20 protein-coding genes and 1 pseudogene are annotated in these 24,321 nt (G+C 55.6%); 12 read left to right on the top strand and 9 right to left on the bottom strand.

Annotation, left to right across the window (positions count from 1 at the left end):
- Window positions 1–568: 568 nt before the first annotated feature.
- The 3 genes from SFA35_RS12600 to SFA35_RS12590 form a co-directional block, all read right to left on the bottom strand.
- Window positions 569–2,617, bottom strand: coding sequence for a PIN-like domain-containing protein (locus SFA35_RS12600; RefSeq protein ID WP_320570855.1), 2,049 nt, complete (start codon window positions 2,615–2,617; stop codon window positions 569–571).
- 433 nt (window positions 2,618–3,050) lie between these two features.
- Window positions 3,051–3,947: a carbohydrate kinase gene (locus SFA35_RS12595; RefSeq protein ID WP_320570854.1), complete on the bottom strand. Its 897-nt coding sequence runs from the start codon at window positions 3,945–3,947 to the stop codon at window positions 3,051–3,053.
- A 53-nt stretch (window positions 3,948–4,000) separates the two neighbouring features.
- Window positions 4,001–4,951, bottom strand: a complete 951-nt coding sequence (locus SFA35_RS12590) for an AraC family transcriptional regulator (RefSeq protein WP_320570853.1) — start codon at window positions 4,949–4,951, stop codon at window positions 4,001–4,003.
- A 290-nt stretch (window positions 4,952–5,241) separates the two neighbouring features.
- On the opposite strand from SFA35_RS12590, the gene SFA35_RS12585 reads away from it, so the two are divergent.
- From SFA35_RS12585 to SFA35_RS12565, 5 genes are read left to right on the top strand one after another with little or no spacing between them, the layout of a single operon-like run.
- Window positions 5,242–6,552, top strand: a complete 1,311-nt coding sequence (locus SFA35_RS12585) for a sugar ABC transporter substrate-binding protein (RefSeq protein WP_320570852.1) — start codon at window positions 5,242–5,244, stop codon at window positions 6,550–6,552.
- A gap of 59 nt (window positions 6,553–6,611) precedes the next feature.
- Window positions 6,612–7,538 (top strand): sugar ABC transporter permease, encoded by a 927-nt coding sequence (locus SFA35_RS12580; protein ID WP_320570851.1) that lies wholly within the window; start codon window positions 6,612–6,614, stop codon window positions 7,536–7,538.
- Window positions 7,539–7,548: 10 nt separating this feature from the next.
- Window positions 7,549–8,382, top strand: coding sequence for a carbohydrate ABC transporter permease (locus SFA35_RS12575; RefSeq protein WP_044310640.1), 834 nt, complete (start codon window positions 7,549–7,551; stop codon window positions 8,380–8,382).
- A 56-nt stretch (window positions 8,383–8,438) separates the two neighbouring features.
- On the top strand, window positions 8,439–9,536 hold the full coding sequence (locus SFA35_RS12570) for a sn-glycerol-3-phosphate ABC transporter ATP-binding protein UgpC (protein ID WP_320570850.1): 1,098 nt from the start codon (window positions 8,439–8,441) through the stop codon (window positions 9,534–9,536).
- 55 nt (window positions 9,537–9,591) lie between these two features.
- On the top strand, window positions 9,592–10,365 hold the full coding sequence (locus SFA35_RS12565) for an L-iditol 2-dehydrogenase (RefSeq protein ID WP_320570849.1): 774 nt from the start codon (window positions 9,592–9,594) through the stop codon (window positions 10,363–10,365).
- Between the two features lie 74 nt (window positions 10,366–10,439).
- On the opposite strand, the gene SFA35_RS12560 is transcribed toward SFA35_RS12565, so the two are convergent.
- The gene (locus SFA35_RS12560; RefSeq protein WP_320570848.1) at window positions 10,440–11,369 is read right to left on the bottom strand and encodes an aldo/keto reductase; all 930 of its coding nucleotides are present in this window, start codon (window positions 11,367–11,369) and stop codon (window positions 10,440–10,442) included.
- A 158-nt stretch (window positions 11,370–11,527) separates the two neighbouring features.
- On the opposite strand from SFA35_RS12560, the gene SFA35_RS12555 reads away from it, so the two are divergent.
- Both SFA35_RS12555 and SFA35_RS12550 read left to right on the top strand, forming a co-directional pair.
- Window positions 11,528–11,905, top strand: coding sequence for a hypothetical protein (locus tag SFA35_RS12555; protein WP_320570847.1), 378 nt, complete (start codon window positions 11,528–11,530; stop codon window positions 11,903–11,905).
- A gap of 138 nt (window positions 11,906–12,043) precedes the next feature.
- Window positions 12,044–12,997 carry a hypothetical protein gene (locus tag SFA35_RS12550; protein WP_320570846.1) on the top strand — a complete coding sequence of 318 codons (954 nt, stop codon included), beginning with the start codon at window positions 12,044–12,046 and terminating at the stop codon, window positions 12,995–12,997.
- A 138-nt stretch (window positions 12,998–13,135) separates the two neighbouring features.
- Here SFA35_RS12550 and SFA35_RS12545 read toward each other — a convergent pair whose 3' ends face one another.
- Complete coding sequence (locus SFA35_RS12545) at window positions 13,136–14,089, bottom strand: tyrosine-type recombinase/integrase (RefSeq protein ID WP_320570845.1); 954 nt, start codon at window positions 14,087–14,089, stop codon at window positions 13,136–13,138.
- 196 nt (window positions 14,090–14,285) lie between these two features.
- On the opposite strand from SFA35_RS12545, the gene SFA35_RS12540 reads away from it, so the two are divergent.
- Entirely contained in the window at window positions 14,286–15,326 is a 1,041-nt protein-coding gene (locus SFA35_RS12540; protein ID WP_320570844.1) for a DNA-binding protein, read from the top strand.
- 12 nt (window positions 15,327–15,338) lie between these two features.
- On the opposite strand, the pseudogene SFA35_RS12535 reads toward SFA35_RS12540, so the two are convergent.
- A pseudogene (locus tag SFA35_RS12535) lies at window positions 15,339–15,800 on the bottom strand (DNA polymerase V subunit UmuC); the annotation flags it as partial.
- On the bottom strand, window positions 15,790–16,221 hold the full coding sequence (locus SFA35_RS12530; RefSeq protein ID WP_010434693.1) for a LexA family protein: 432 nt from the start codon (window positions 16,219–16,221) through the stop codon (window positions 15,790–15,792). The pseudogene SFA35_RS12535 and the gene SFA35_RS12530, both read right to left, overlap by 11 nt.
- A 605-nt stretch (window positions 16,222–16,826) precedes the next feature.
- Between SFA35_RS12530 and SFA35_RS12525 the strand changes: the two genes are divergently transcribed.
- Both SFA35_RS12525 and SFA35_RS12520 read left to right on the top strand, forming a co-directional pair.
- Window positions 16,827–17,474, top strand: a complete 648-nt coding sequence (locus SFA35_RS12525; RefSeq protein ID WP_320570843.1) for an HAD family hydrolase — start codon at window positions 16,827–16,829, stop codon at window positions 17,472–17,474.
- A 136-nt stretch (window positions 17,475–17,610) separates the two neighbouring features.
- Window positions 17,611–19,032, top strand: a complete 1,422-nt coding sequence (locus SFA35_RS12520) for a Shedu immune nuclease family protein (RefSeq protein WP_320570842.1) — start codon at window positions 17,611–17,613, stop codon at window positions 19,030–19,032.
- A gap of 57 nt (window positions 19,033–19,089) precedes the next feature.
- On the opposite strand, the gene SFA35_RS12515 is transcribed toward SFA35_RS12520, so the two are convergent.
- A complete protein-coding gene (locus SFA35_RS12515) occupies window positions 19,090–19,404 on the bottom strand; it encodes a hypothetical protein (RefSeq protein ID WP_320570841.1) in 315 nt (104 codons plus the stop codon).
- A 114-nt stretch (window positions 19,405–19,518) separates the two neighbouring features.
- Between SFA35_RS12515 and SFA35_RS12510 the strand changes: the two genes are divergently transcribed.
- Complete coding sequence (locus tag SFA35_RS12510; RefSeq protein WP_320570840.1) at window positions 19,519–20,340, top strand: NADPH-dependent oxidoreductase; 822 nt, start codon at window positions 19,519–19,521, stop codon at window positions 20,338–20,340.
- A gap of 157 nt (window positions 20,341–20,497) precedes the next feature.
- On the opposite strand, the gene SFA35_RS12505 is transcribed toward SFA35_RS12510, so the two are convergent.
- Window positions 20,498–22,768 (bottom strand): restriction endonuclease, encoded by a 2,271-nt coding sequence (locus SFA35_RS12505; RefSeq protein WP_320570839.1) that lies wholly within the window; start codon window positions 22,766–22,768, stop codon window positions 20,498–20,500.
- Between the two features lie 177 nt (window positions 22,769–22,945).
- Between SFA35_RS12505 and SFA35_RS12500 the strand changes: the two genes are divergently transcribed.
- Window positions 22,946–23,917 (top strand): tetratricopeptide repeat protein, encoded by a 972-nt coding sequence (locus SFA35_RS12500; RefSeq protein ID WP_320570838.1) that lies wholly within the window; start codon window positions 22,946–22,948, stop codon window positions 23,915–23,917.
- The last annotated feature ends 404 nt before the right edge of the window (window positions 23,918–24,321 follow it).

Raw genomic sequence — 24,321 nt, 5'->3', positions numbered from 1 at the left:
CATTCTTACGATCGACGCATGGGATAATCACAGCATCCTCAATGTCCTTCGAGATCGATATGAAAACTGCTATGGGAGTAAAGATTGCTGTTGGAGCATCATTGGTGTTTTCGGTCTTCGCAGCGGTTGCGTTCTCTACCGCTGTGATCCTGAAGGGTGCGACACTAGCAGTTCAGGCGTTCATGTATCAGTCCAGCTTGCTGCTCGTATAAGTTGGAGTAGCGTCGTGCCAATGGGCCATCAACGCCAACGGAACGTTCAAGGTCTTTTAGAGTGGGCTATCGAAGCCGGTACTGACCTGTTGTGCTTGCTGAAATAACCACCCGGTGAGTTTCGCGTCGCAGCCCTACTGTGGAGGCGCGAACAGTGAAGCGGAGATGTTACGGTAAAGGCGAATGTAGCTCAAAAAACGGTAGTGACCAACCTGTGACCGACTGAGCGTGAGTCACAGGTGTCCTTAAGTCATACAGGCCGCATCCGCAATATCATCGGTTTCCCGAAAATACGAAGCGCGCTTTGCTCGGGGCGGCGCAGATGGCTTCAAGCTGGAAAAAGTCGCACCAGACTGTCAACCTTCCGACTGAGCCTCCATGTCTTCCACGGTCACAATCCCAGGCTGCAGCCAATGATCATCCGGGATGACAAATCGAACGTTAGATTCCGTCTCTGGGTGCATCTCCAAACGCAATGCCCAGCGAGGGATAGACAAAGCAGAGCTCACGTCAGCCACGACATCCGCGGCAGAGTAGGACGTTCTATACCGAGTCAACCAACGATCCGATTCCGGTGGCACATCCACCAGAATCTGGCGTCCTTCGAGCGTGACCGCGGTCAACTGGCGGCGCTTATCTGCATCCATCAGATCTTCAGTTTCGAGGGGTACAGATTCAATAACGAGGGCGTGCTTGCTCTTGTCCCCTGGAGTGAAATACAGACGGGCGCCTGCTGCCACCAACCGCGCCCTGATGAACACTGCGACATCTGAATATTCGTCATTTGCGAGGAGGGCGAGAGGCTTGGCCAGATAGCCTGCTTTGGGGGAGTCTCGCAAAGTGCCTTGGGCGTCGAAATAGATTTCGTACACCATACCCGCGAGTACATATCGTGCAACAGGATCGGGGAAGCGCTTTAGGCGTGTCTCTAAGTTTGCCATGAAGTCCATGGCTTTTTGAGCGTTACCACACGCGGCCTGATAGATGTTGCGCCCGAGGACAAACCAAGACGTTGGAGGAAACTCCTCATCGACTATTGCCCTGAGCTTCTCGATGGCCGGATTCTGAACATACCAGTTGTGGGACTGAAGTGAACTAATGATCTCATTGAGTTGGCTAGGTGCGTCAGCCTGGTAGGTTGCGTCATGGTAACCCTCCCGCTCGATAACCGCTGCGATATGATCTTCAATCGCGGCTTGAGGCGCGTTAGCGTCGGGTTGAATATCCTCCAGCGGATTTTGCTGAGCGTCTGCAACAGTTTCTTCTGGAGCTGCAACCGCTTGGCCAGGTTCCTGCGCATGGACTGGCTGCAAAGATGGATCTTCCTCTCTAGCTCCTTCGGGCTGCGGCGGTGGGGGTGCCTCTGCAACTACAAGGGGAGATCCATCAGATGTGGCTAAGGAGTTTAGTTCCGGCGGCGTAACAGTTTCGGTCGAAGTGGCGAGTTCTTCATTAGCCACCAACTCGATCTGAATCGCTGCTGCTAGCTCAGTGACGATCGAAGGATCGGTTTTCGATAATCCTTGCACTAGTAAGGAAAGAGTGCAGATCGAGACATTCGCATGCCCGATTAGCTGGTCGAACTCAGAAATCAACCGAGGGTCAATGATCTTCAGTTTGGGATTGATATTACCAACTGGGATGGTACCCCTGCGGGTATGTTCCAGACGCTTCGCGGGAGCATAGACCCAATCGGGTTTCTCATCATTGGTCAGGAAAAGTACCTGCTTGAAATCAGCCTTTCGGGTAAGGCTGTACTCAAGTATCTCCATCCACACGATGAGATCTCCGAGGCGATTTTCGGGTTTCCCATCATCCCGAAAACCTGGTGGCAAACGATGCTCTATTCGTGAGGGGCCCTCTTTTGCTGCACGATCGCATAGAGATGCTATCGCAGACTGAAGCACCGCTGGCCCTAGATGCTCTTCAATCTCAGCGTGGATTTTGTCTGGATCAAACTGATGCTTGAATGCTTGGGTGTACTGCTTGAGTCCATCTATAGCTGCACGAAATCCCAAGAGATAATCGTTGCGTGAACCTGGAAATTCGGCCGACTTGAGCACGGTCTCGTCGACAAACAACGCTGCCGTGTCCAACATCGCCTCCAAGGCCTTTCTCGGCTGGTCGTCACCTTTGCTCTTCGGGGTGTAGGAGTGCAACGAGCCCTCCCGAACCTTGGCCAAGTATTCACCCGCACACCACGCCGGTAGATACAGTCGCTGCTGGTTTATCGCGGACACTGCCCAGTCGAAAAACTCTTGCCTAGCACCCGCGTGAAGCTTGAACAGGTATGCCAGTATGTTCGTATCAATGAATATTAGAGTTTCTTGGGACTTGGCGAGATTGGCTAGATCCGTGAGAAATTCGTCCTTGGTCTTCTTGAGCAGATTGAGCCCGAGCAGCATCGTCCATCCTTAGCATGTGCATGTGAAAATGGAGCTTAGCTTCAGGGCTAAAAGGAGTCTATAGCAACGAACGGCTCTACATGTGTTGTCGGCTAAGGCTTCCTGAATGTCTGGCGAAAGCACGTTCAGAGTTCCCTGACTACTGGCGATGGTGTTCGCTTTTCTTGCGGACGCGATCACCCTTATCGCCAGATTTCTCCTGCCCCAACGGAGCTCTAATCCAAACCCCCTAAAGCCCAAGTCGCGCAGGAATGCCTATCCGGATCATATTCAAAACTGCTTACTACGCTTAGTGCTGCCAGCTCTCGTTCCGAATAACCACTCATGAAAGGTTGAAGGGAGGGCTGGGGGTTTCATTCCGCTTCGTTTCTCTACTGTGGGGGGGTGAGGCCGGACAATCACAACGTACCGAATACCCGCTAGCTCGCCACACTCAGCCGGACAACAATGCCGTCACCTCTTCACGGCTAGGCGCGTAAGCCCCGGAATGCATGCAAGACACCGACGCGCAGGCTGCCGAAAACTGCAGACGAGCTCGGGATTCCTGAATACCCAAGAACGATGAGACCAACCATCCGGCCATGCTCGCGTCACCGGCACCCACAGTGTCAGCAACCTGGATGGCAATCGCAGCCTGTTCAACCTTGGCATCGTGCTCATACAAAACCATGCCTTCAGCTCCGCGGGTGAACAGGATCTGCGCAGCGGCGTTCATGCCGCGTAGCTCCTCAAGCGCTTCTTCCTCACTCAACCCAGGATAGATCTGACGCAGATCTTCATCGGAAAGCTTGATGATGTGGGCAAACCCCACCATGGCGGGGAACGTCACCTCGCGGTAGCGGCTGTCCATCAGGTTTCGCCAGTTTGGGTCATAGCTGACGATCTTTCCATGCTTCTTGACCATCCTGGCGACCTCCACCAGCCGATCGCCCAATGGCTGGCGGGCGAGGCTGATGCAGCTGAAATGGCAAAGCTCAACGCTGTCCAGCCAGCCTTCAGGGAGCTGTTGCACGTCGAAATGCAGGTCGGCTTCGCCGGCGAAGAAATAGCGGGGAGGGTGGCTGGAGGGCACGATCGCCACCAAGGGATCGGCGTCCACACGCTGGAGAAATCTCATGTCCAGGCCCGCCGCCTTTGATTGCTCGGCGAGCTCGTCGCCCAGTGAATCTGTACTGATCGAACCGGCGAACGCCGTAGGTACGCCCAGACGACTCATGGCCCGCGCCACGTTCCAAGGTGCGCCACCTGGATAACCCTGCCAGTGCCCGGGCGAGTGTTGAACTACATCGGTCAGGGCCTCACCAAACACCACAACGGTCGGCAATTGCATATTCGTTCTCTCTATTGGATTCGTTGACGCGTGGCAGAGATTAAAACGCTTGGTCACCGCGCCCGGACAACGGGTAGTGATTGGTGAACACCATCGCGATTGAAGAGTGTCACGGCCGTAGTGCGTCGGTAATCGCTGGGCGTTTGATCCATCTCATGCCGGAAGTGGCGGTTGAAGTTGGAGACGTTCTCGTAACCGACCTCAAAGCAGATTTCCGCCACCGAAAGCTGCGTTTGGACAAGAAGCCGGCAGGAGCGCTGAATGCGTAGCTTGCGCATCAGATCGATGAATCCGTGGCCCGTGATTCGTTTGAAGAAACGAGAGAATCCAGCCTCACTCATACCGACGCGCCCGGCGATTACCGATAGCCGAAGGTCGGACGTGAGCTCGTTGATCAGATAGTCGAAGGCCTGATTGATTCGCTCGGAACTGCGGGCGTCCAGTGACGGCGAGTAGTACGCGCTGGCCAATACTCGGATGTCACGTTTAGGAGCTCTGGCGAGCGTGCCGAGAAGATCCAGAAACTGGATCAGGCGCTGAAGCCCCTCAGCTTGGCCAATGCTTTCAAGCAGGACAGCAGCGTCTCTGGCCGTTGTACCGGTGAACTCAATCCCACGCTGGGCCAGTTCGAACAGCGTTTTCAGTTCTGATAGCTCAGGCAAAGAACCACGGAGATTGAGCAGGGCAGCGCCATCAAACTGCAAAACCACATCACGACCTGTAATCAGCTCGCCTGGGGCCACGTCTCCCATCCAGTCGTGCGGCAGGCCAGGCCCGATTAATGCGACATGTCCAGCCGTGAAGGGGCCGATGTAGTCGCCAGCCAACAGCTTGCCGCTACCTTGTCGGATCAGGTGGATCTCGTACTCGGGATGGTGATTCCAGCGGGCAAGATCATAGGGATAGTCGTGCTCGTACCACCGAAAGCTTTGATCAGGGCCTGGGAGGATGACCTCAAGATCGGCGGGCCGGTGCTCAAACAGAGCTGCGCGGTTATCAGGCATCGAGTGCCCCTTTTATTTGTTTTATGGGTCGAATGCCGTAACCATACGCCGATTTCTCTGCAAGCCGGTAGCCCAGCTTTTGCCGCACATCGATACTTTTTTGACCGCTGGCCCGCAGCGACTGCAAGGTCAAAAAAGTATCAATACAGCGTCCGCCATTCGTTTGAGACTCATTTTTGGAGGTGATCTAATCGGCTCGTACACCGCTAGTGCCAGGGCACGATCTGAGCAGCAGTGGTCACCAACAAAAATAACAGCTCCAGTCGAACCGGCTTGGAGCGGAGAGCCCCATGAAGATTACGAATGCGCTAATTCTTTCTGCTGGTCTGTCATTCGCCCTTGTCAGCCATGCCGCCGAGACGCTAACTATCGCGACGGTCAATAACGGCGACATGATCCGCATGCAGCGGCTGTCCAAAGTCTTTGAGCAGCAGCATCCCGACAGCAAACTCAATTGGGTCGTACTCGAAGAGAACGTACTGCGCCAACGCCTGACAACCGACATCGCCACCCAAGGCGGCCAGTTCGACGTATTGACCATCGGTACCTACGAGACGCCACTGTGGGGCGCCAAGAACTGGCTGGAGCCGATGAAGGATCTTCCGGCAGGCTACGACGTCGATGACATTTTTCCGGCCGTCCGCCAAGGCCTCTCAGTCAACAACACCCTGTACGCGTTGCCTTTCTACGGTGAAAGTACTGTTACCTACTACCGCAAAGATCTGTTCAAGGCCGCGGGCCTGACGATGCCTGAAAAGCCCACCTGGACACAGTTGGGTGAGTTCGCCGCAAAGCTCAATGACCCGACCAAGGATCAGTACGGCATGTGCCTGCGGGGTAAGGCCGGGTGGGGTGAAAACATGGCTTTGCTGAGCACCATGGCCAACGCTTTCGGTGCGCGCTGGTTTGATGAGAAATGGCAGCCCGAACTTAATAGCCCCGAATGGAAGGCGGCCGCCACGTTCTATGTGGATACCCTGAAAAAGTACGGCCCACCCGGCGTGTCGAGCAATGGCTTCAATGAAACGCTTGCCCTGTTCAATAGCGGGAAATGCGCCATCTGGGTCGATGCCAGCGTTGCTGGATCATTCACTACGGATAAGGAGCAGAGCAGGGTGGTCGACAGCGTAGGCTTTGCGCCCGCGCCGACTGAAGTCACTGACAAGGGTTCATCCTGGTTGTACGCCTGGTCATTGGCAATCCCAGCGACATCCAAGCACAAGGATGCTGCCAAATCCTTCGTCACCTGGGCGACCTCCAAGGAATACATCGAACTGGTCACCGACAAGGACGGCATCACCAACGTCCCACCAGGTACTCGTATCTCGACCTACAGCGATGCCTATCTGAAGGCGGCCCCGTTCGCTCAGGTGACTTTGCAGATGATGAAGCATGCCGATCCCTCCCAGCCGTCAGCCAAGCCAGTTCCGTACGTGGGTATTCAGTACGTCGTGATCCCTGAGTTCCAGTCGATCGGCACCTCTGTAGGCAAGCTGTTCTCCGCGGCGCTGACCGGCCAAATGTCCGTGGATCAGGCCCTGGCGTCTGCGCAGTCGACCACCGAACGCGACATGAAGCGGGCGGGCTACCCGAAAAAGTAGCAGGCCCCCTACACCCGCCGGCCTAACGCCGGCGGTCAACGCCGCACAGGTAGACAATCATGAACACTTCAGTCGTCCGGGCTCCGCTAGCGGGCTCGACCTCATCACGCTCGCGCCGAGTTTTTAATCCAGGATGGTTTCTGGTCTCGCCATCCGTTGCACTCTTGTTGCTGTGGATGATCGTGCCGCTGGCCATGACCCTCTATTTTTCGGTAATCCGCTACAACTTGCTGAACCCGGGCGAGAACGAGTTCGTTGGGCTGGAAAACTTTACCTATTTCGTTACGGATTCCGGTTTCCTCCCCGGGGCCCTCAATACGTTGGTGTTGGTGGTCAGCGTATTGCTCATCAGCGTCATTTTTGGCGTTTTGATCGCCGCCTTGCTAGAGGCGAGCGAGTTCTTTGGACGCGGCATAGTTAGGGTGCTGCTCATTTCGCCGTTTTTCATCATGCCGACTGTAGGGTCTTTGATTTTCAAGAATCTGATCTTCCATCCGGTCTCCGGTATCCTTGCAGCGGTGTGGAAGCTCTTCGGCGCACAGCCGATCGACTGGCTTGCCCACTATCCGTTGTTTTCGATCATCGTCATCGTTTCCTGGCAATGGCTGCCTTTCGCGATTCTGCTGCTGATGACTGCCATGCAGTCGCTGGATCAGGAGCAAAAAGAGGCGGCAAGGTTGGACGGGGCAGGGGCCGTGGCCATCTTCTGGCATCTGACTCTGCCGCACCTCGCCAGGCCTATCGCGGTGGTGGTCATGATCGAGACGATCTTCCTGCTCTCGGTCTTTGCCGAAATCTTCACCACGACTAACGGGGGCCCAGGGTTCGCTTCGACCAATCTCGCGTATCTGATCTACAACCAGGCGCTGGTGCAGTTTGATGTGGGCATGGCGTCAGCCGGCGGGCTCATCGCGGTCGTGATCGCTAACATCGCGGCGATCGTGCTGGTGCGCATGATCGGCAAAAATCTGACCGATAAAGCTTGAGGACGACGCCATGATGACGCTCAAACAAACCCGGCGCCTTCAAAGCGTAGTGCTTGGAAGCCTGGCCTGGATCATTGCTTTGCTGCTGTTTTTCCCTATCTTCTGGATGGTGTTGACCAGTTTCAAGACCGAGATCGACGCCTTCGCGACGCCGCCACAATTCATCTTCATGCCGACCTTGGAGAATTACCTGCACATCCAGGAGCGCAGTGATTACTTCCACTTCGCTTGGAACTCGGTACTGATTTCGTTCACTGCCACGGCGCTCTGCATGCTGATTGCGGTACCCGCTGCCTACTCCATGGCCTTCTACGAAACCAAGCGCACCAAGCAGACGCTGCTGTGGATGCTGTCGACCAAGATGCTCCCGCCCGTTGGCGTACTGATGCCTATCTACCTGTTGGCCAAGGGGGCAGGTCTGCTGGATTCACGGCTGGCGCTGATCGTGATCTACACGCTGATCAACCTGCCGATCGTGGTGTGGATGGTTTACACGTACTTCAAAGACATACCGCGGGAGATCCTCGAAGCGGCCAGGTTGGACGGGGCGACCCTAGGACAGGAGATGCTGCGGGTGCTGCTGCCGATCAGCAAGGGCGGGTTGGCATCAACCATGTTGCTGTCACTGATCCTGTGCTGGAACGAAGCCTTTTGGTCGCTCAACTTGACCAGTTCCAGCGCTGCACCTCTCACCGCGCTTATCGCGTCCTACTCAAGCCCCGAAGGCTTGTTCTGGGCCAAGCTTTCAGCCGTATCCACATTGGCCTGCGCCCCGATCTTGATCTTCGGCTGGATCAGCCAGAAGCAGCTCGTCCGCGGACTGTCATTCGGGGCCGTCAAATGATGACCGCGACAGCTCGTTAAGCGGCGAAGGCTCAAACTTCACACAGGACTTTACGCATGGCCACTTTGAAAATAAAAAATCTGAAGAAAGGTTTCGAGGGACTGTCCATCATCAAGGGCATTGATCTGGAGGTCAGAGACAAGGAATTTGTGGTGTTCGTTGGGCCGTCGGGGTGCGGTAAATCAACCCTGTTGAGGTTGATCGCAGGCCTGGAAGACGTCACCAGCGGCACCATCGAGCTCGATGGTCGGGATATTACCGAGGTCACCCCTGCCAAACGAGACCTGGCGATGGTCTTTCAAACCTATGCCCTGTATCCGCACATGACGGTACGCAAGAACCTGTCCTTTGCATTGGATCTGGCAGGCGAGAAGAAGCCGGATGTGGATAGGAAAGTCACCGAGGCAGCGAGAATTCTGGAGCTCGACGCGCTGCTGGATCGTAAACCTAAACAGCTTTCGGGTGGCCAGCGCCAGCGGGTAGCTATTGGCCGCGCCATTGTCCGCAATCCAAAAATCTTTCTGTTCGATGAGCCTCTGTCCAATCTTGATGCGGCACTGCGCGTACAAACGCGGCTGGAGCTGTCGCGGCTGCACAAGGAACTCCAGGCGACGATGATCTATGTGACTCATGACCAGGTCGAGGCCATGACACTGGCGACCAAGGTTGTGGTGTTGAACGGCGGGCGGATCGAGCAAATCGGTTCGCCGCTCGAGCTCTACCATCATCCGGCCAATTTGTTCGTAGCGGGCTTTCTCGGGACACCCAAGATGGGCTTCCTCCAGGCGCACGTGCAGGCCGTCAATGCATCAGGCGTAGAGGTCAGGTTCACCTCTGGAACCACTTTGCTTATTCCTCGCGACAACTGCGCGTTGTCGATCGGCCAGTCCGTCACGGTTGGTGTAAGGCCTGAGCATCTGACGCTTGGAAGCGAAGGGCATGTGCCGGTCACGACTGACGTCACGGAACGGCTGGGAAGCGATACGTTCTGCCACGTGAATGTGGATTCCGGAGAGAGCCTGACCGTCCGTGTTCACGGCGATTGTGAGGTGCCTTATGGCGCCAAACGCTATCTGAACTTGGATGTCGCTCATTGCCACCTGTTTGACGACAACGGCCTTGCTGTCAGCTCTGCCGTATCGCGCGCAGCTTAATTCCCATCAGGCGTGCTCACTGAACAAGCGCGTCACGAAATTAGAGGTAGATCCTATGAAACGTCTCGAAGGAAAAAGCGCGCTGATCACAGGCTCCGCGCGCGGTATCGGTCGCTCGTTCGCTCAAGCCTACATTCGGGAGGGCGCAACGGTTGCAATCGCCGACATCAACCTGGAACGCGCCCAAGCCACGGCGGCCGAGCTGGGTGAGCAAGCTTATGCTGTGGAGATGGACGTCTCCAACCAGGCTTCCATTGACGCTGCAATTGGCGCTGTCGTTGCCCATGCCGGCAAGCTCGACATCCTGGTGAACAATGCCGCGTTGTTCGATCTAGCACCGATTACGGAGATCACTCGGGAAAGCTATGACAAGCTTTTTGCAATCAACGTTAGCGGCACGCTCTTCACGCTCCAGGCAGCGGCCAAGCAAATGATCACACAAGGTCATGGGGGGAAGATCATCAATATGGCCAGCCAGGCAGGTCGTCGCGGTGAGGCACTGGTAGGCGTCTACTGTGCGACCAAGGCTGCGGTCATCAGTCTTACCCAATCCGCCGGCCTGAACCTCATCAAGAACAAGATCAATGTGAATGCGATTGCTCCCGGCGTCGTGGATGGCGAGCATTGGGATGGCGTCGACGCGATGTTCGCGAAGCACGAAAACCGTCCATTGGGCGAGAAGAAAAGGCTGGTCGGGTTGGAAGTCCCCTACGGGCGGATGGGCACTGCTGAGGATCTAGTGGGCATGGCGATCTTCCTGGCAGGCCCGGAAAGCGATTACATCGTCGCGCAGACTTACAACGTCGATGGCGGTAACTGGATGAGCTAGTGATTGCGGCCTGCATCCGCGGTGCAGCGGTCGTGGCGGTACTCAACGAGTCTCCACGACCGCGACAAGTCAACTTAGGATGGGTCAATCTGCTGCATGTGCATGTCCGACATTCGCTCTCCATGCACGGTTAGCTTCGCAAACTGCTGCTCCATGCCAAGCAGATCTTCAGCGGTCAAATGTATCCCCACGGCGCCGAGATTCTCGGTGAGATGATCGACTCGGCGTGTGCCTGGAATCGGAACGATCCATGGCTTTTGGGCAAGCAACCAAGCTAGGGCGACCTGGGCAGGTGTCCCATTCTTTGCAGTGGCCACTGCCCGCAAAATATCCACGACCGGCATATTGGCCGCCAGGTTTTCAGGAAACATCCTGGGGAAGCTGCCTCGAAAGTCTGTTTTGCTGTCAAACGTGGTGTTTTTGTCCATCCTTCCGGTGAGGTAGCCTTCGCCCAACGGGGCCCAAGGTACAAATCCGATCCCGAGCTCTTCGCACGCAGCCAGCACCCCATTGCGCTCGGGGTCACGACAGAAGAATGAGTATTCTGATTGAATGGCTGAGACGCGTTGCACGGCATGCGCCCGGCGGATTGTTTTAGCGCTGGCTTCCGACAAGCCGAAGTGGAGGACTTTGCCCTCCGCTATCAGGTCTTTGATGGCACCTGCGACATCCTCAATCGGTACATTGGGATCTACTCGATGCTGGTAGTAGAGATCGATGCGGTCTGTCTGCAATCGCCTGAGGGATTGCTCAACCATCTTTTTGATGTGTGAAGGGTGGCTATTCAAACCGATGGTGCCGTCGATCGCGAAGCCAAATTTGGTCGCTATTTGAACCTGGTCGCGAAAGGGTTTGAGTGCCTTACCCACGAGCTCTTCGTTGACGTAAGGCCCTCCTGCGCCACATGGGAGTGCGGTGCGTTCCGCAACCAAAAGCGGATCGACCTTAGTAGCTGCAGCCAGCACGCGCATCAAGCGCTGAGCGTTGCTTTCCATAGGAACCATAGGCCCTCCGAAACGCGCGCACACTATGTCAGGCTGGCGTGCGCCTGTAGATCCCCGTAAAAAGTCGATGTTGAGGCTGGTTCAATATTCGTCATAATGCAAGCTGCTCCGCCTAATGGAGCCTACAAATCGGTTGTACGCCATGAGGGAGCAGGGTGATGACGAGTCAGGGGACACTTCGCAGTCCAGGCGACTTCGCGAACAAGCGCACGGTGGAATACGCGACCATCCTGGTTGACCTTCCCCACAAGCCTTTGCCCGCCAACCTGCGTAACCCAGGCTACGAGGATGATGACCTGGTTGCTGGCCTTTATGTATCCCCGGCCGGGCGCCTGACCTACTCCACCCTATACCTCGACGACTTAACGCTGGCTCACCAATATGCGGCATATGTAGATCAGGTCTTTTCTGAGCGTCGCTACGCTGGTCTGTATGCATTAAGGGTCGAAATTGCGGCGACCACGATGACCGTTACAGCAACAAAGATGCGCGCGCTGCTCAGCCACAGTCAGAAAAGTGCTGAGCATTGCGACTGACGCCGACGGTGGTATCTAGACATGGATATGCCCGGGGCCGGAAAAGACAACTCCTCCGCACATCCCCCCCCCTCAAACATTTTTCCCAGAATCGAGATTATGAAACGTAAGTTCCTCACAGAGTACGCGATTTGTTACATGAACAGCTTGACTGGGATAATAACGGCGGATCAGCTTATGAGCGGAGGTACTCTTCCCGTGGAGGAAGAGCAGCGGCTGTCGAGTTGCCACATTTATGCGATTGCTGCCCGCCCGTCTGTCAGATATAAGCCTGAGTCGATAAGGCACGAACAAAACAAATTCTCGGGTACATTAATTTATAAAGTTAACGGCAAAGAATGTGAATACGAATTTGCTAATTACAGCTGGGAATTGGAGGGGGGTGCAGTCAAGCTAGAGTGCCCGTATCCTCACTTGGTGGTTAACGCGGTTACACCGGAGGGCAAGGTTACCACCCACATGCCGGCTAACATGATGGCTATGCTGCGAGCGCGAAGCGACACTCAACGTCATATTCTCAATACCTTTCAAGTTCTCTATATAGGTCAAGCCATTGGAGATGGAAGCCGCTATGCCGTCGATCGGCTGAGCAGCCACTCGACCCTCCAGCGTATCTTGGCACGCGCGCCTTATGATCACCCCGACCAGGAGATTGTGCTCTTCATGTATGAGTTCGGTCACACCAAAGTGATCTCTTCAATGGATGGCCGAGCGGTAGGCGCAATAGCCAATGACGAGAACGACGCTCGCTTCGTTAATGCTGTCAGAAATCCTCCTAAGAAAAAACAATCCGTCGGCATGATTGAGGCTGCCTTAATTCGATATTTTCAGTCCGAGTATAATGACAAATTCAAAATCAAATTCCCGTCCACGAAGCTCAAGACCCTAAAGTCATGTTACGACTTAGATATTTCTGCATTGACGGTTGAGCTAGATTCAAGCGAGGTAGGTGTGTTTATGTGGTCGTCAACTGTGTCAGTTTCAAATCATCATACGGTAAGCTTCGACCTCGTCGCACCGTTAAACCGGGCCTCGTTTTTTAATGCCACCGGAATCAAAGACATGCCGGGGGTAATCAAGGCCACCTTGTAGGGCCACTCGACGTCAATGCTTAGCACCGCCCCGGCGCCTTGAAGGCAGGCTCGGAAACCATTAGCTGAATTGGCGTCCTGGACTCGTCGCCAATTCATCTGGTGGAGAGAATTGGCTGCCTGAGCAGCTTCGTATCCGTCATGGCCCAATCGTCTTCAAACGCCCGGGAATAGTGCTTGCGGCTAACCCTCCAAACGACATTCCGGCGTCCACGTAACGCAGCGCCGACTTCATATCCTTCCAGCCCACATAGCTCATCAACCCCTTGATGTCCCACCCATTCGCAGACGCCCAGGTTGCGAAACCCCGTCGCATCGAGTGCGCGCTATACAGTTCTTCAGGCAGCCCGGCTTCCTTGAAAATTCGGCGCAGCATGGGAATTAAGCTATGAGGTTGGATGGCCTTGTCCGCCAAATTCCCCCAGCGATCCAGGCGGCGGAAGACAGGGCCCTTCGCGAGACCTGCAACGGTAATCCAGTTGAGATAGGCCTCGACCGGACACAGCATCGTCAGCGCCGGCGTTTGAAAGGTTGTCCCTTCGTGCAGGCGGTCACCCTTGGTGTGCGGCAGAAAGAATGTGATGCCTTCACCGCTATAGGCTTTGGTGTTTTCCACTGTGAGTCTGGCCAACTCATCCCCGCGGAACCCACGCCAGAATCCGATCAGCACCATTGCCACCGAGCGGCGGTGGCGCAGGAGCGTCTTGTAGTCACCGCGATCAAGAGCGGCGGCGGCTTCTACTTCCAACCATTTCACGGCTTGTTCGAGATGCGTGAGCAGGAGGGGCGCGGCCTGCTTGACCTGGGCGGGATGTACGACACGGATGCCCTTGATCATCTGGCGCACGTTAGGCGTCTTAGTCGGATCTGGGAATCCTTGGGTGATGTGCCACTGCGCTAGCGCGGCTAACCGCTGCTTGAGCGTGCTGATCGCATGCTTGTCGGCGTATTCAGCCAGGTAGCGAACGATGCCGTCGCCTGTAGTGGGCAGGTAGCCGCCCCACGTCACTTCGTAGTGCTCGATCGCAGCGCGGTAGCTTTTGCGTGTGTTCTCCCGGGTGCCTGCCTTGAGGTACCGGTCAGCCTTGTCCATCACGTTTTGCCTTCAAAATCTGGGTGATTCCAGCATTCCACACTTTCAGCGGCAGCTAAATGCCTTTTTGAGGTTCAAGAAGCCATAAGACATTATTATAGCTTTACAGAACCTTCTTTTTTTAAAGATTTAAAATCGCCTATCATGAGACGTAATTACGTGACACGTATTACACAACGAAATCGTAGGAGCTCCCATGGCGCGCGGCGGCATAAACAAGGCAGTAGTGCAAAAAGCTCGGCAGTCCTTGCTCGCCAAGGGCATGTACCCGAGCATTGACGCCGTGCGCGTTGAGCTTGGAAATACCGGTTCAAAAACCACTATTTCCCGCTATTTGAAGGAGATCGAGTCCTTTGATCCGCGCCCGCCGTCGTCCCGGGAGCGAATGGGAGAAGAGCTTTCAGCGATGGTTGCCAGCCTTCTGGATCGGCTAATGGAGGAGGGTGATGAGTCGATCGAGCAGGCTCGATCAGCTTTCGATTTACAGCGCGTGGGGCTTGAGGCCCAGATCGCTAGCCTGCAGGCTGAGCTGACCTCTGCACGCCGGCAGCTGGACGCCCAGCAAGCAGCCATCGAAGCTCAAACCGCTGACCTTCAAACCACGCAGTCCTCGCTTCAGGCTGAGCTGACGCGCAATGCCGGGATCAGCCAGCGCTGTACTGACCTCGAAGCTTTGGTCGGTGACAGGGATAAACAGATCCAATCCCTCGAGGAGAAGCATGTTCATGCGCGTGGCGCCCTGGAGCATTACCGGGAGTCCGTGAAGGAACAGCGCGATCAAGATCAACGACGCCATGAATCCCAGCTACATGAGTCCCAGGTGGAGCAGCGCAAGCTTCAGGAAACCCTGGTACTGAAACAGGATGACCTGACCCGCTTGAATCGTGACAACGAGCGCTTGCTGGGAGAGTCCCGCCAGCAGGTCAAGACGCTCCATGCACATGAGGCCCGCATTCAGGCTCTAACTGGAGAGATTCAAGGTTTGAAGCTGGCCGAAGCGAAAACCGCCGGCATCTCCGAGCAGCTCCAGGAACAGATTGCTACGCTTCGACAAGATGCCAAGGCGCTCAGTGCGGCTGCAACTCAGAGCAGTGAGCGTGAGCTGGAGGTTCGGTTGTTGCTGGCAGCTGCCCAGTCGGAGACTGAGCACTTGCGCCGACTACGCGGGCGTGACCTGGAGGAGCAGGATCCAAACCCACCTTCAACCCAGTCTAACAGCAAGCCATCAAGGAAGTGACCCATAGACTCTCTGAGCAGCCTTGGCCAAGGTCTTTGTATGGCCGATACCTATGCCCACCGGCATGCCCGTCCAGCTCCGGACACGCGCTTGGATCTGCCGCGCGAAATCCCCAAGCGGCTCCGCAATGCCAGTGAGATCCGCAAAGCTCTCATCGATTGAATAGACCTCGACCCGCGGGGCCAAGGATTCGATGGTGCGCTGCACGCGTGAAGAGATATCACCGTAGAGCTCATAGTTGCTGGAGAAAGCGACCACACCTTTTGCTTTCAAAGCATCCCGGATCTTGAAGAACGGATCGCCCATCTTGATCCCGAGCGCCTTGGCCTCAGGTGTCCGGGCAATCACGCAACCGTCATTGTTGCTGAGTACCACGACCGGGACTTGCCGAAGCTCGGGACGGAACAGCCGCTCACACGAGCAGTAGGAGCTGTTGCAGTCCACCAGTGCATAGGTGGGGCGCTTAGGGGACATGGAGGGTCAGACTCCAGGTCACCACACCAAAGACTTCGATCTCCTCGAGGCCCTGGATCGGAGGGTACTTGGGGTTGTCGGAGCTCAGCATCCAGCCGCCATTGAGCTGTCGATCCAGACGTTTGACCACCGGTTGATTGTCTATGTAGGCGACGACCACATTCCCAACCTGCGGCGTCCGTGCTCTGTCGATGACGAGCTTCGTCCCATTCAAAATGCCCGCCGGCGACATGCTGTCCCCCTCGGTTTCACCCAGCCAGACGTGCGGGGCTCTGAGGTCTACCAGGTCGTCCAGGGAGATCGGGGCTTCGTAGTGATCGGCCGCAGGGCTGGGAAAGCCGCCAGAGGCTCGGCCGGAGAGAACCTGGAGGAGGGTGGGGAGCTCAGATTCGGTGATTTGGCGTAGTGAAATGAGGTTCATAGGAGCATTTCTTGTAACACTGGATATATATACAGTACACGGGAATAAAGCTATCTGCCAGTTTCGAACGACGGCTGGACGACCTACCTGACGGGGTTCGGTTGCAGAGGGAGTGGTCGCTCCTCTGAAGGCTGACAGTGCCGAGGACAGCTTCTGCCAGGGTAAAAAGCGCTACATTTCTGGCATGAACCAATGTTTCCGGAGGGTAGAGGCTGCCAAGTCTGGAGGCTGCGCTTAAATTTTCTATTGTTGTCCTCGAAGTATTAACGCGGGGGAGCCGGCCCAAAGTCTCCTTGTAGACCGGGAGCGTGGCTGGCTGTCGTCCGTCTGGATGGCAGAAAGATATGGTAGAGCCGAGAGGGAGTACATTTGTACTCCCCTGATTGGTGCGCAACGGCCGGAGCCGGCATTACCACTCGTACCGCCATTCTCACCCCCGACGCAGCATACTTGCGACGCTTGCTAAAAGTTAGCAGGGTGGTGGGCCGGTGGAATCCTATTGATTTCCGCCACTCGACAAATGCTTTGGGGAAGGTATGGTCATATGCCAGTCGACTGTACGTGCTGCCGGCGGCTTGGCCTGTGCAAACCCATTAGGTAAATCCATGATTTCAGCTGTGGTCTTTGACGCCTTTGGCACCCTGGTCGACCTCCGAAGCAAGCGTCATCCTTTCAGGCAATTGCTCAAGGAAGGGATCGTCGGTGGCCGCCGAGCCAGCCCGGGCGATGTGCGGGTGCTGATGAGCAACCCATGGTCGCTAAAGGATGCTGCGGATCAACTGGGTATCCGCGTATCAGTCATTCGACTGCAAGCGTTGCAAGACGATCTGGATCGCGAAGTCGCATCTATCACTCCGTTCGAGGATGGCATTGAAGCGGTGGCTTTGCTGCGCGCAGAGGGCGTGCGAGTGGGGATATGCTCCAACCTTTGCGAGCCTTATGGGGCCGCAGTCCTTCAAGCGTTTCCTGATCTCGATGGGTACGCCTTTAGCTATCAGGTCGGGGCGATGAAACCGGACGCCTTGATCTACCAGTCCATCTGCAATGCATTACAGGTTACGCCTGGGCACCTGTTCGGCGATCAGCATGACCAGATCGCGATGGTAGGGGATTCGCTGAAGTGCGATCAAGATGGGCCCCGCGCAGTGGGGATGCTGGGGTTTCATTTGGGCAGGTCGGGCAGGGGGGGCGTGCGGGATTTGGTTCAATTTGCGCAGTTGGTCATTGAGTCACGGCGTCATCGCCTTCCGTAGCGCCGTGAGTATGCGAGCCTGGTGCGCGCCGTTTGATTCAAGAAGGGGCAATAGGGGGATATCTGTGGTCGACCCCGCGCGTACTTCCAAGACCGAGCGATCAATAATTTCAACAACATTTGGCATGGAGAGCACTATGGAAGGGACTCAGCAGACCTTGCAGGACACATGGAACGGGGAGGACGTGTTGGAGCCTAGTTTCAGCATCATCCGGCGGCCAGTGGAAGCGGGCTTTTGCATTGACTTGTACCTTCAGGTTTTTGACAAAATCTCCTCAGATAAATGGCAGTCATTGCCCGAAGACAGATGGCATCGGCTAGCCACGATCGAGCCGGGTTGGATCACGATGTATCCCATCTACACCAACCCCCATACTCAGCGCTATCGGAGCCCGAAGAACGGAAACGTGGGCTGCATCTTGTACAGCCATCAGCCGACGCACGATCTTCCAGACACTCCAGAGGACGCCGTGCTCTACATCGACGTCAGCCTCCCTAGAAAACTGTTTGATCCCTGTGAGGAAGGATTGGGGCTGGTTAAACAGCTTACGCCGCTCTGGCGAGGGCTGCGATTCGCTCCCAGCCTAAAAACCCTAGTCATATCGGATGATGGTGACACCTCGATCACGGACGACGTCGTCTTTGTCAGTGAGGCACGGGTGGATGAATGCCGTAGAACATGCATGCGGATCACTCGGGCTCGAAAAAAGAGTGAGACGTCAGCCCAGATGCATTGGGTGCTGAGCCAAGTGTTTCCGACGCTGATGCCCAATGTGGTCTTTGAAGGCAGCCGTCCAGTGCTGGCGAGCGATACGACCCCTCGCAGAGTCAGTAATCAAGTTGCGCAGGCGGCTGTGCGGGCGCGGCGTCATCAGCTCAGAGAAGTGAAGGTCGGCGTTGAGATGTTGGCGAAGGAAGCGCCTCGCGAACTATTCGAATTGCACGCGGAGATCGAGAGGGTCACCTTGGCCGTAATGATCGAAAAGTTCGAGAGCATGCTGAGCCAGAACCTTAGCGAGGGCCACTGGCAGCATTTTTTCGAAGCCAACCTGTTCATCCTAGCGATGGTGTTCGCACGCCCTGTGGCGCTTCTGCATACCCAGTTCCATGCCCAAGGCTCCACGATCAATGGAGCAGGCGCTCATATTGGCGATTTGCTTTTCTCACAAGGACGCGAACTGGCCATCGTGGAAATCAAGAAACCTTCCACCCCTTTGATGCAAAGCCGACCGTATCGCAACCAGGATGTCTTTGGCCCGAATTTGCAGCTCAGTGGAGCAATTACACAGGTGCTATATCAGCAAGGCCTGATGCGTGCCAACTGGCTGTCGCACCTTCGAGATCCAACGATGCGAGACTTGAATCCAGACACAGCGAGGTGCGTTGTCATTGCCGGTACCAAGCCAACCGAGGAAGGCCGCCGGCGCAGCTTCGAGATATTCCGCAACGCCTGCAAAGATGTCGAGGTCGTTACCTTTGATGAGCTGCTAGGCAAGCTGCGGATGCTGGCCGAGCACCTGACGCCCGCAGCTCCGGCCGACCTCCCCGATACTTTCTGAAGATATGGCCGGACGCGATCTTGAAAGAAGATGTCCTCGAGGGAGCGCTGCGACCTATTAAAGATCGGCGAGCAGCTTCTCTAGTTGGCCATGTTCCCACGTGCTCAACAGCTCGACCGGGTCAGTACCAAATTGCTGCGATGAGTCGAAAGTGTACGCACGACCGTCTGGGCAATAGCAGCTATCGCAGTAATCCAGCGACTCGCAATCGTTGTAGAACGTGATGACCCAGCCATCGGTTTCAACGGTCATCATGCCGCTGTACATTTCAGTCCATGACTTCTCACCCAAGCGGCGCATGGTGCGAACGCCCAAAGCGATGTCGCGAAGCACCTGATAGGTCTCGCGGGCAGAAAGCGGTTTTGCTGACAATCGAAACGTGCCTTTGTGGGACTGTGTGGGCCCCATGGTATATGAAACTTCGCGCGGGAAGCGTGTCGCACTGCCGTCGATTTGGTAGCCTCGGGCACTATTTGGAGATCTCGAATGACAGTCAACGCACAATCAAAACTGGCTTCCCGCTACGGCGCCGCGGACATCTCGCCTCTCATGCCCTGGAACGAGACGATCGATCAGTTGCTCGACCATCGCAGCGTTCGTGCTTTCACTGATCAGCCACTGCCTGACGGCACAATAGAGACCCTGGTCGCCGCGGCACAATCAGCGTCGACCTCGTCAAACCTGCAAGTCTGGAGCGTTGTCGCTGTTCAGGACAGCGATCGGAAAGCGCGTCTCTCGGCGCTAGCAGGAAGCCAGGACTACATTCGCCAGGCGCCTCTGTTTTTTGTATGGCTTGCCGACCTGTCCAGGGTCACCCGCGTTGCTGAGCAGCAGGGTGTAGAGCTCGAAGCAGTGCCTTACTTGGAAAGCCTGTTGCTCGGTACGATCGACGCCGCCTTGGCTGCTCAGAACGCCGTGGTCGCTCTGGAATCTCTGGGACTAGGCAGCGTTTACATCGGCGCTATCCGAAACGACATTGAAGGCGTGGCCAAAGAGCTTGGTCTGCCTCCGCAGGTTTATCCGGTTTTCGGCCTCTGCGTAGGTTATCCATCTACCGAGCGACCAGCGCAGGTAAAACCACGGCTGCCCCAAGGCGCAGTGCTTCACCACGAGACCTACTCGGCAGCGGCAGATGTGGAAGCGGTGGCTGAATACGATGAGCGCCTGGGCGCGTTTTACCAGCGTGAGGGCATGAAGGCTACCGGGTGGTCGGAGCAGGTGGTCAATCGACTTCGCAGTGTTTCAAACCTGCACGGGCGGGAAGAGCTGGTTGAGGAGCTGAAGCGGATGGGGTTTGGGCTGCGCTGATCGGCCAAGCGTCGTGCTTTCGGACGTGCATGGCTCGCTGTTGAGACTGAGGTTGCTGCAGGAGCTTGAGAGTGCAGGGGGTTAGCGCCCCTGCAGCCTATCGCCGGCGGAGCCATATGAGTGGGCAGCAAGCGGGAACCACGACTAGCTGGAGCGCTTACCGATCCCTAGAAAAAAGGTCATCAATACTCATCGTCTCAAGCAGGCGTGGTTCAGCCGCACGCGAGGTGTAGTGTGAGTTTGAGTCGTCAAAATAGTTTTTCATTCGATCTCGTACATCGAACGCATCCACGATCTCATCGACCATGGCGCGGCTAGGCGCGATTTGCCAGCTCGCGAACTTATCCTCGATCATAGCCCCCAGCTTTTTACACGCAGCGTAGTAGTCATCGCCGTTTGTAAATACGTCTCCCTCGGAGAATATATCGTCAAGTCCATCGCAGATGTAGTTGTAAGCGAGATCTGAGAAAGGCTCACTGGCCTGAAATACATTGTCTATTTCGAGTTTCGCCACAAGCTCACCGAGAGCAGGTAACTCATCATCCCCCACACCGACGCTGATGACTTTTAGGGTGAACGCCTCTAGCACATCGATAGACATAATGTCTTCGTCGAAAGCACTTTTAACCAAGCATAGGCAATTGAAATATTTTGAGCAGACAGGGCCTTCAAGTATTACTTGGGTGACATTTCTCATCCGTAAAAGATTCGCCGCTTTCCGGTCGTGCGATCGCTGAGCTGCTAGAGAAGGATGGGCTGAGACTGTCAGCAGATAGAGTTTCGCTAGATATTCAGGATCAGCGCCCTGAAAATTCGATTTCTCCTCATGTTCCAGGAGCGAGAGAAGCAGTTCGCCCTTTGTTTTGCGGGCGATCAATTCGTTGTCTGACATGTCAACCAGCACATCTAGGGCGTTAAGGTTGCGGAGGCTCTGGAACACACCTTTAAGTGAATCTGGTGACGCCGAGTAACGATGCAGTAAGAAATCTCCCAAGGATGGGTTGAACAATTTGTAATAGACGAAATCACCTACCACCACCCGTGTGATCAGGGAATTCGACAGGTGTCGTATGGCGTGGTGGAAGTCACGCTTGCCCGAGAAATTAGCATGTCCCGCCATGAGCAAGCCGCTGGCATACGCTTTAGCCAAATCATGCTCGAGGATATTTTGCCCGTTGAAGGCCACCAACAGCACAAGGAATCGGCCGAAGTCATCCAACTGAGCATCATAAGGATGCGCCCAAATTTTTGCGGGGTTATCTAGGAGCTCTTGAATGTAGGCCCAGTATCCTGCCACTGGCACATCATCCAGTCGCTGAATGTCCGTAATAAATTGAATCAACCGAGGATTGAAGTTCCGGTGAGTGATTATCTTACGGTAGCGCTTTCCATTGTAAAACTCGTCGATGTGTTCCGGGGAAAGCCCTGAATGCCATATGTGATTGTAGAGAATCTGCGCTTTATCCAAGCCTGCAAGCGACTCAAGCCTGATCTCCATCTCGTTTCGGTGAACGTTGTTATGCTCAAAGACGTCATTAAGGATCCGGCCTTGATTCAGGATCGTCGAACGCGACGTTAGAACGAATCTCTTGGTGGCTTTATCTCGGCCTACGCGCCTCATGAAATTGACGATCTGGCTGCCCTCATGCCCTGACAAGGCTTCGAGATAGTTCCGCCCCAGGAAGTCGTCGAAATAGAAGAGCTGGCGCTCATCGGGGGAGTACGCTTGCTCAGCCTCTTGAATGTGCTCACTGATGCATACGAGCTCAAAGCCATCGCTGGCGTGAAGAAGGATGAGTTGCTCAGCCAAAGTCGTTTTTCCAATGCCTGCTAGGCCAGTGATGATCACCGTACCGAGCTTGTTGAGCCTGTCCACTGCCGAGTCCAAATTAGCGGTGTGGATGAAGATTTTCGACTTCTCAACAATGTCACGCATCATGGCCTCGCTTCGGCCGTTGATTGCATGATTGAAAATGCTAACGAGCACGGCAGAGCTGCTTATCCAGAGCTTGAAGTGCCTGCGCTCAACATGGGTGTGGGTGGCAAGCAGATCGTTCAGATCCTCGCGGCCATAGACCTCAATAGGACAAGACGTCTGGCTATCCAGAGCGTCGGCCAGTTCCTGTTTGTTCAACCTCGTAAGCGAATGCGAGACGACTAGAATGTAGCGCTCGGGGTTGAGCGCAATGACCTTTGGCGCCTCAGAGTTGCGTAGGTGGGTGACAAGCTGAGGCAAAGGTGTGCCAGGGCGATGCTTGGCCTGCAAGATCCATTCGGTGTCGCTGGGCGTGAAATACCTGCCATCAACGCCACCGTCGCGACCAGGCTTGAACCGTTCAAACCGGACGCCTTTGTCGGCGCCTATCAGATCAGTACATAGCACCTCGAACTCTTTGTCGTTCAGACGCGAAAAGTCGTAGTCGTTCACTCGGGCACCTACTCCATGACAGGTGGTTAAGATAGCATTCTGCAGTCCCTTTGAACCGGGTGCTTAGCCCACGTCTGGTGACGCACGAGGCCGGCATGTAGACGACCATACTACGGCGGATGGCGCTAATCAGAGCTCCCCCTGCGGCGGCGTGCTTGGACTGATGGAGAAAACTTGATGGGTATGTTCGATTGGCTGTTCCGCATGCATAAGCCCCGCGATCATAAGCCCGCTAAGGCCCACGCAGATAAGAGTTTTGAGATTGCCGGCGGATTCCTTTCTTCACCCTCGAATGATTACCACGGGCTGTGCAAGCACGCGCCGGGAAAATCATGGGCGGTGTCCTGGAATGACGCTACGCCTGATGGCCGACGCGGCGGACATCGAGAGGAGGGCGAGGGTAGGTACATCCTGATCGACCTCATCAACAACGCCATCGTGGTTAATGCCCTCATGTCCCGTCCGAACAATGGCGCAGTCGCGGACAACGGCAGCTTTTGCTTGGAAGACTGGCACTTCGGAAGCACGCTGTCCGGCACATTTCACGTCTTCACTTCTCAGGGGCTACCGATAATTACCAAGGCGCTGACCGCAAATATTCTGCAGAGTGGGATTTCGCGCAATGGCCTCCTGGCGTACTGCCTCACCGCAAACAGCCCGACTGAGGATGGGCGTAAGCTCGCTCTGTATGACCTCAAAGAAGGCGTGGAGCTTTTCGCCGTGACTCCGCAGCGTGCCTTTAAGCGGATCGGGTTTGATGAGAAGTTGATGCAGTTGGTGGTCAAGGTCTCAGGAGGAGGCGAGTACCGTTACGCGGCTGACGGGGCTCTGGTCGATGAAGACGCCGCGGATGCGGCCTTGCTGAGCTCGGCCAACTATACGGACGTCATTTTAACTGCCGAGACCATGCTAAAGGATGGATGCTCCACGTCTGAATTGGAGAGGATTCTGGCCGCGGTGATTGGATCGCGAGCGTTGGGGGCGGACGATAACCCAGCGTGGAAACCGACAGCGTTGAAGGTGCAAGGGTTAGCCCATGAGGAGCTTGGTCAAGGTCGCGAGGCTATCGGGTGTTATGAGGAGGCGCTGCGACTGAACCCGAAGATTGGGGTCAAAAGGAAGTTAGATGCGCTGGTGAAGCGTTTGTGATCGCTATTTCAAGATTGCCGTTGAGGCCGTCTTCTCATAGTGTGGTATTTGCGCCTCAAGCCAGTCTGAGGAAATCAAACCGCAAGTGCTAAAGCGCAACAGCTGGCAGTGATAGCCTACGGACTGGACGCTCAAGCCGCGCGCTTCGGGTTGACCGTCCCTGCCTCTCATCTGAACGTCAGATACAAGGCCCCACTGTGGCCCTTTACCCCCCGCACCCGTGCTTGGAAATTTGAAGCGCGATACACCAGGGGAGGGTGAGGGCGCATTAACGTAACCGGCGCAGGAATGTGTGCATCCCCACTGCCCATCATCATGCGTCTCAGGCAAGCGGAGCGTGCAGGCGTGAGGATGGACGCCCGGAGGGGCAAGACGACCGCCTCGCGGGAGGCTTGATTCACGAC

It is taken from the genome of Pseudomonas sp. HR96, from assembly GCF_034059295.1.
GTDB lineage: Bacteria > Pseudomonadota > Gammaproteobacteria > Pseudomonadales > Pseudomonadaceae > Aquipseudomonas.
This window is presented reverse-complemented; position numbering and strand designations above follow the sequence as displayed.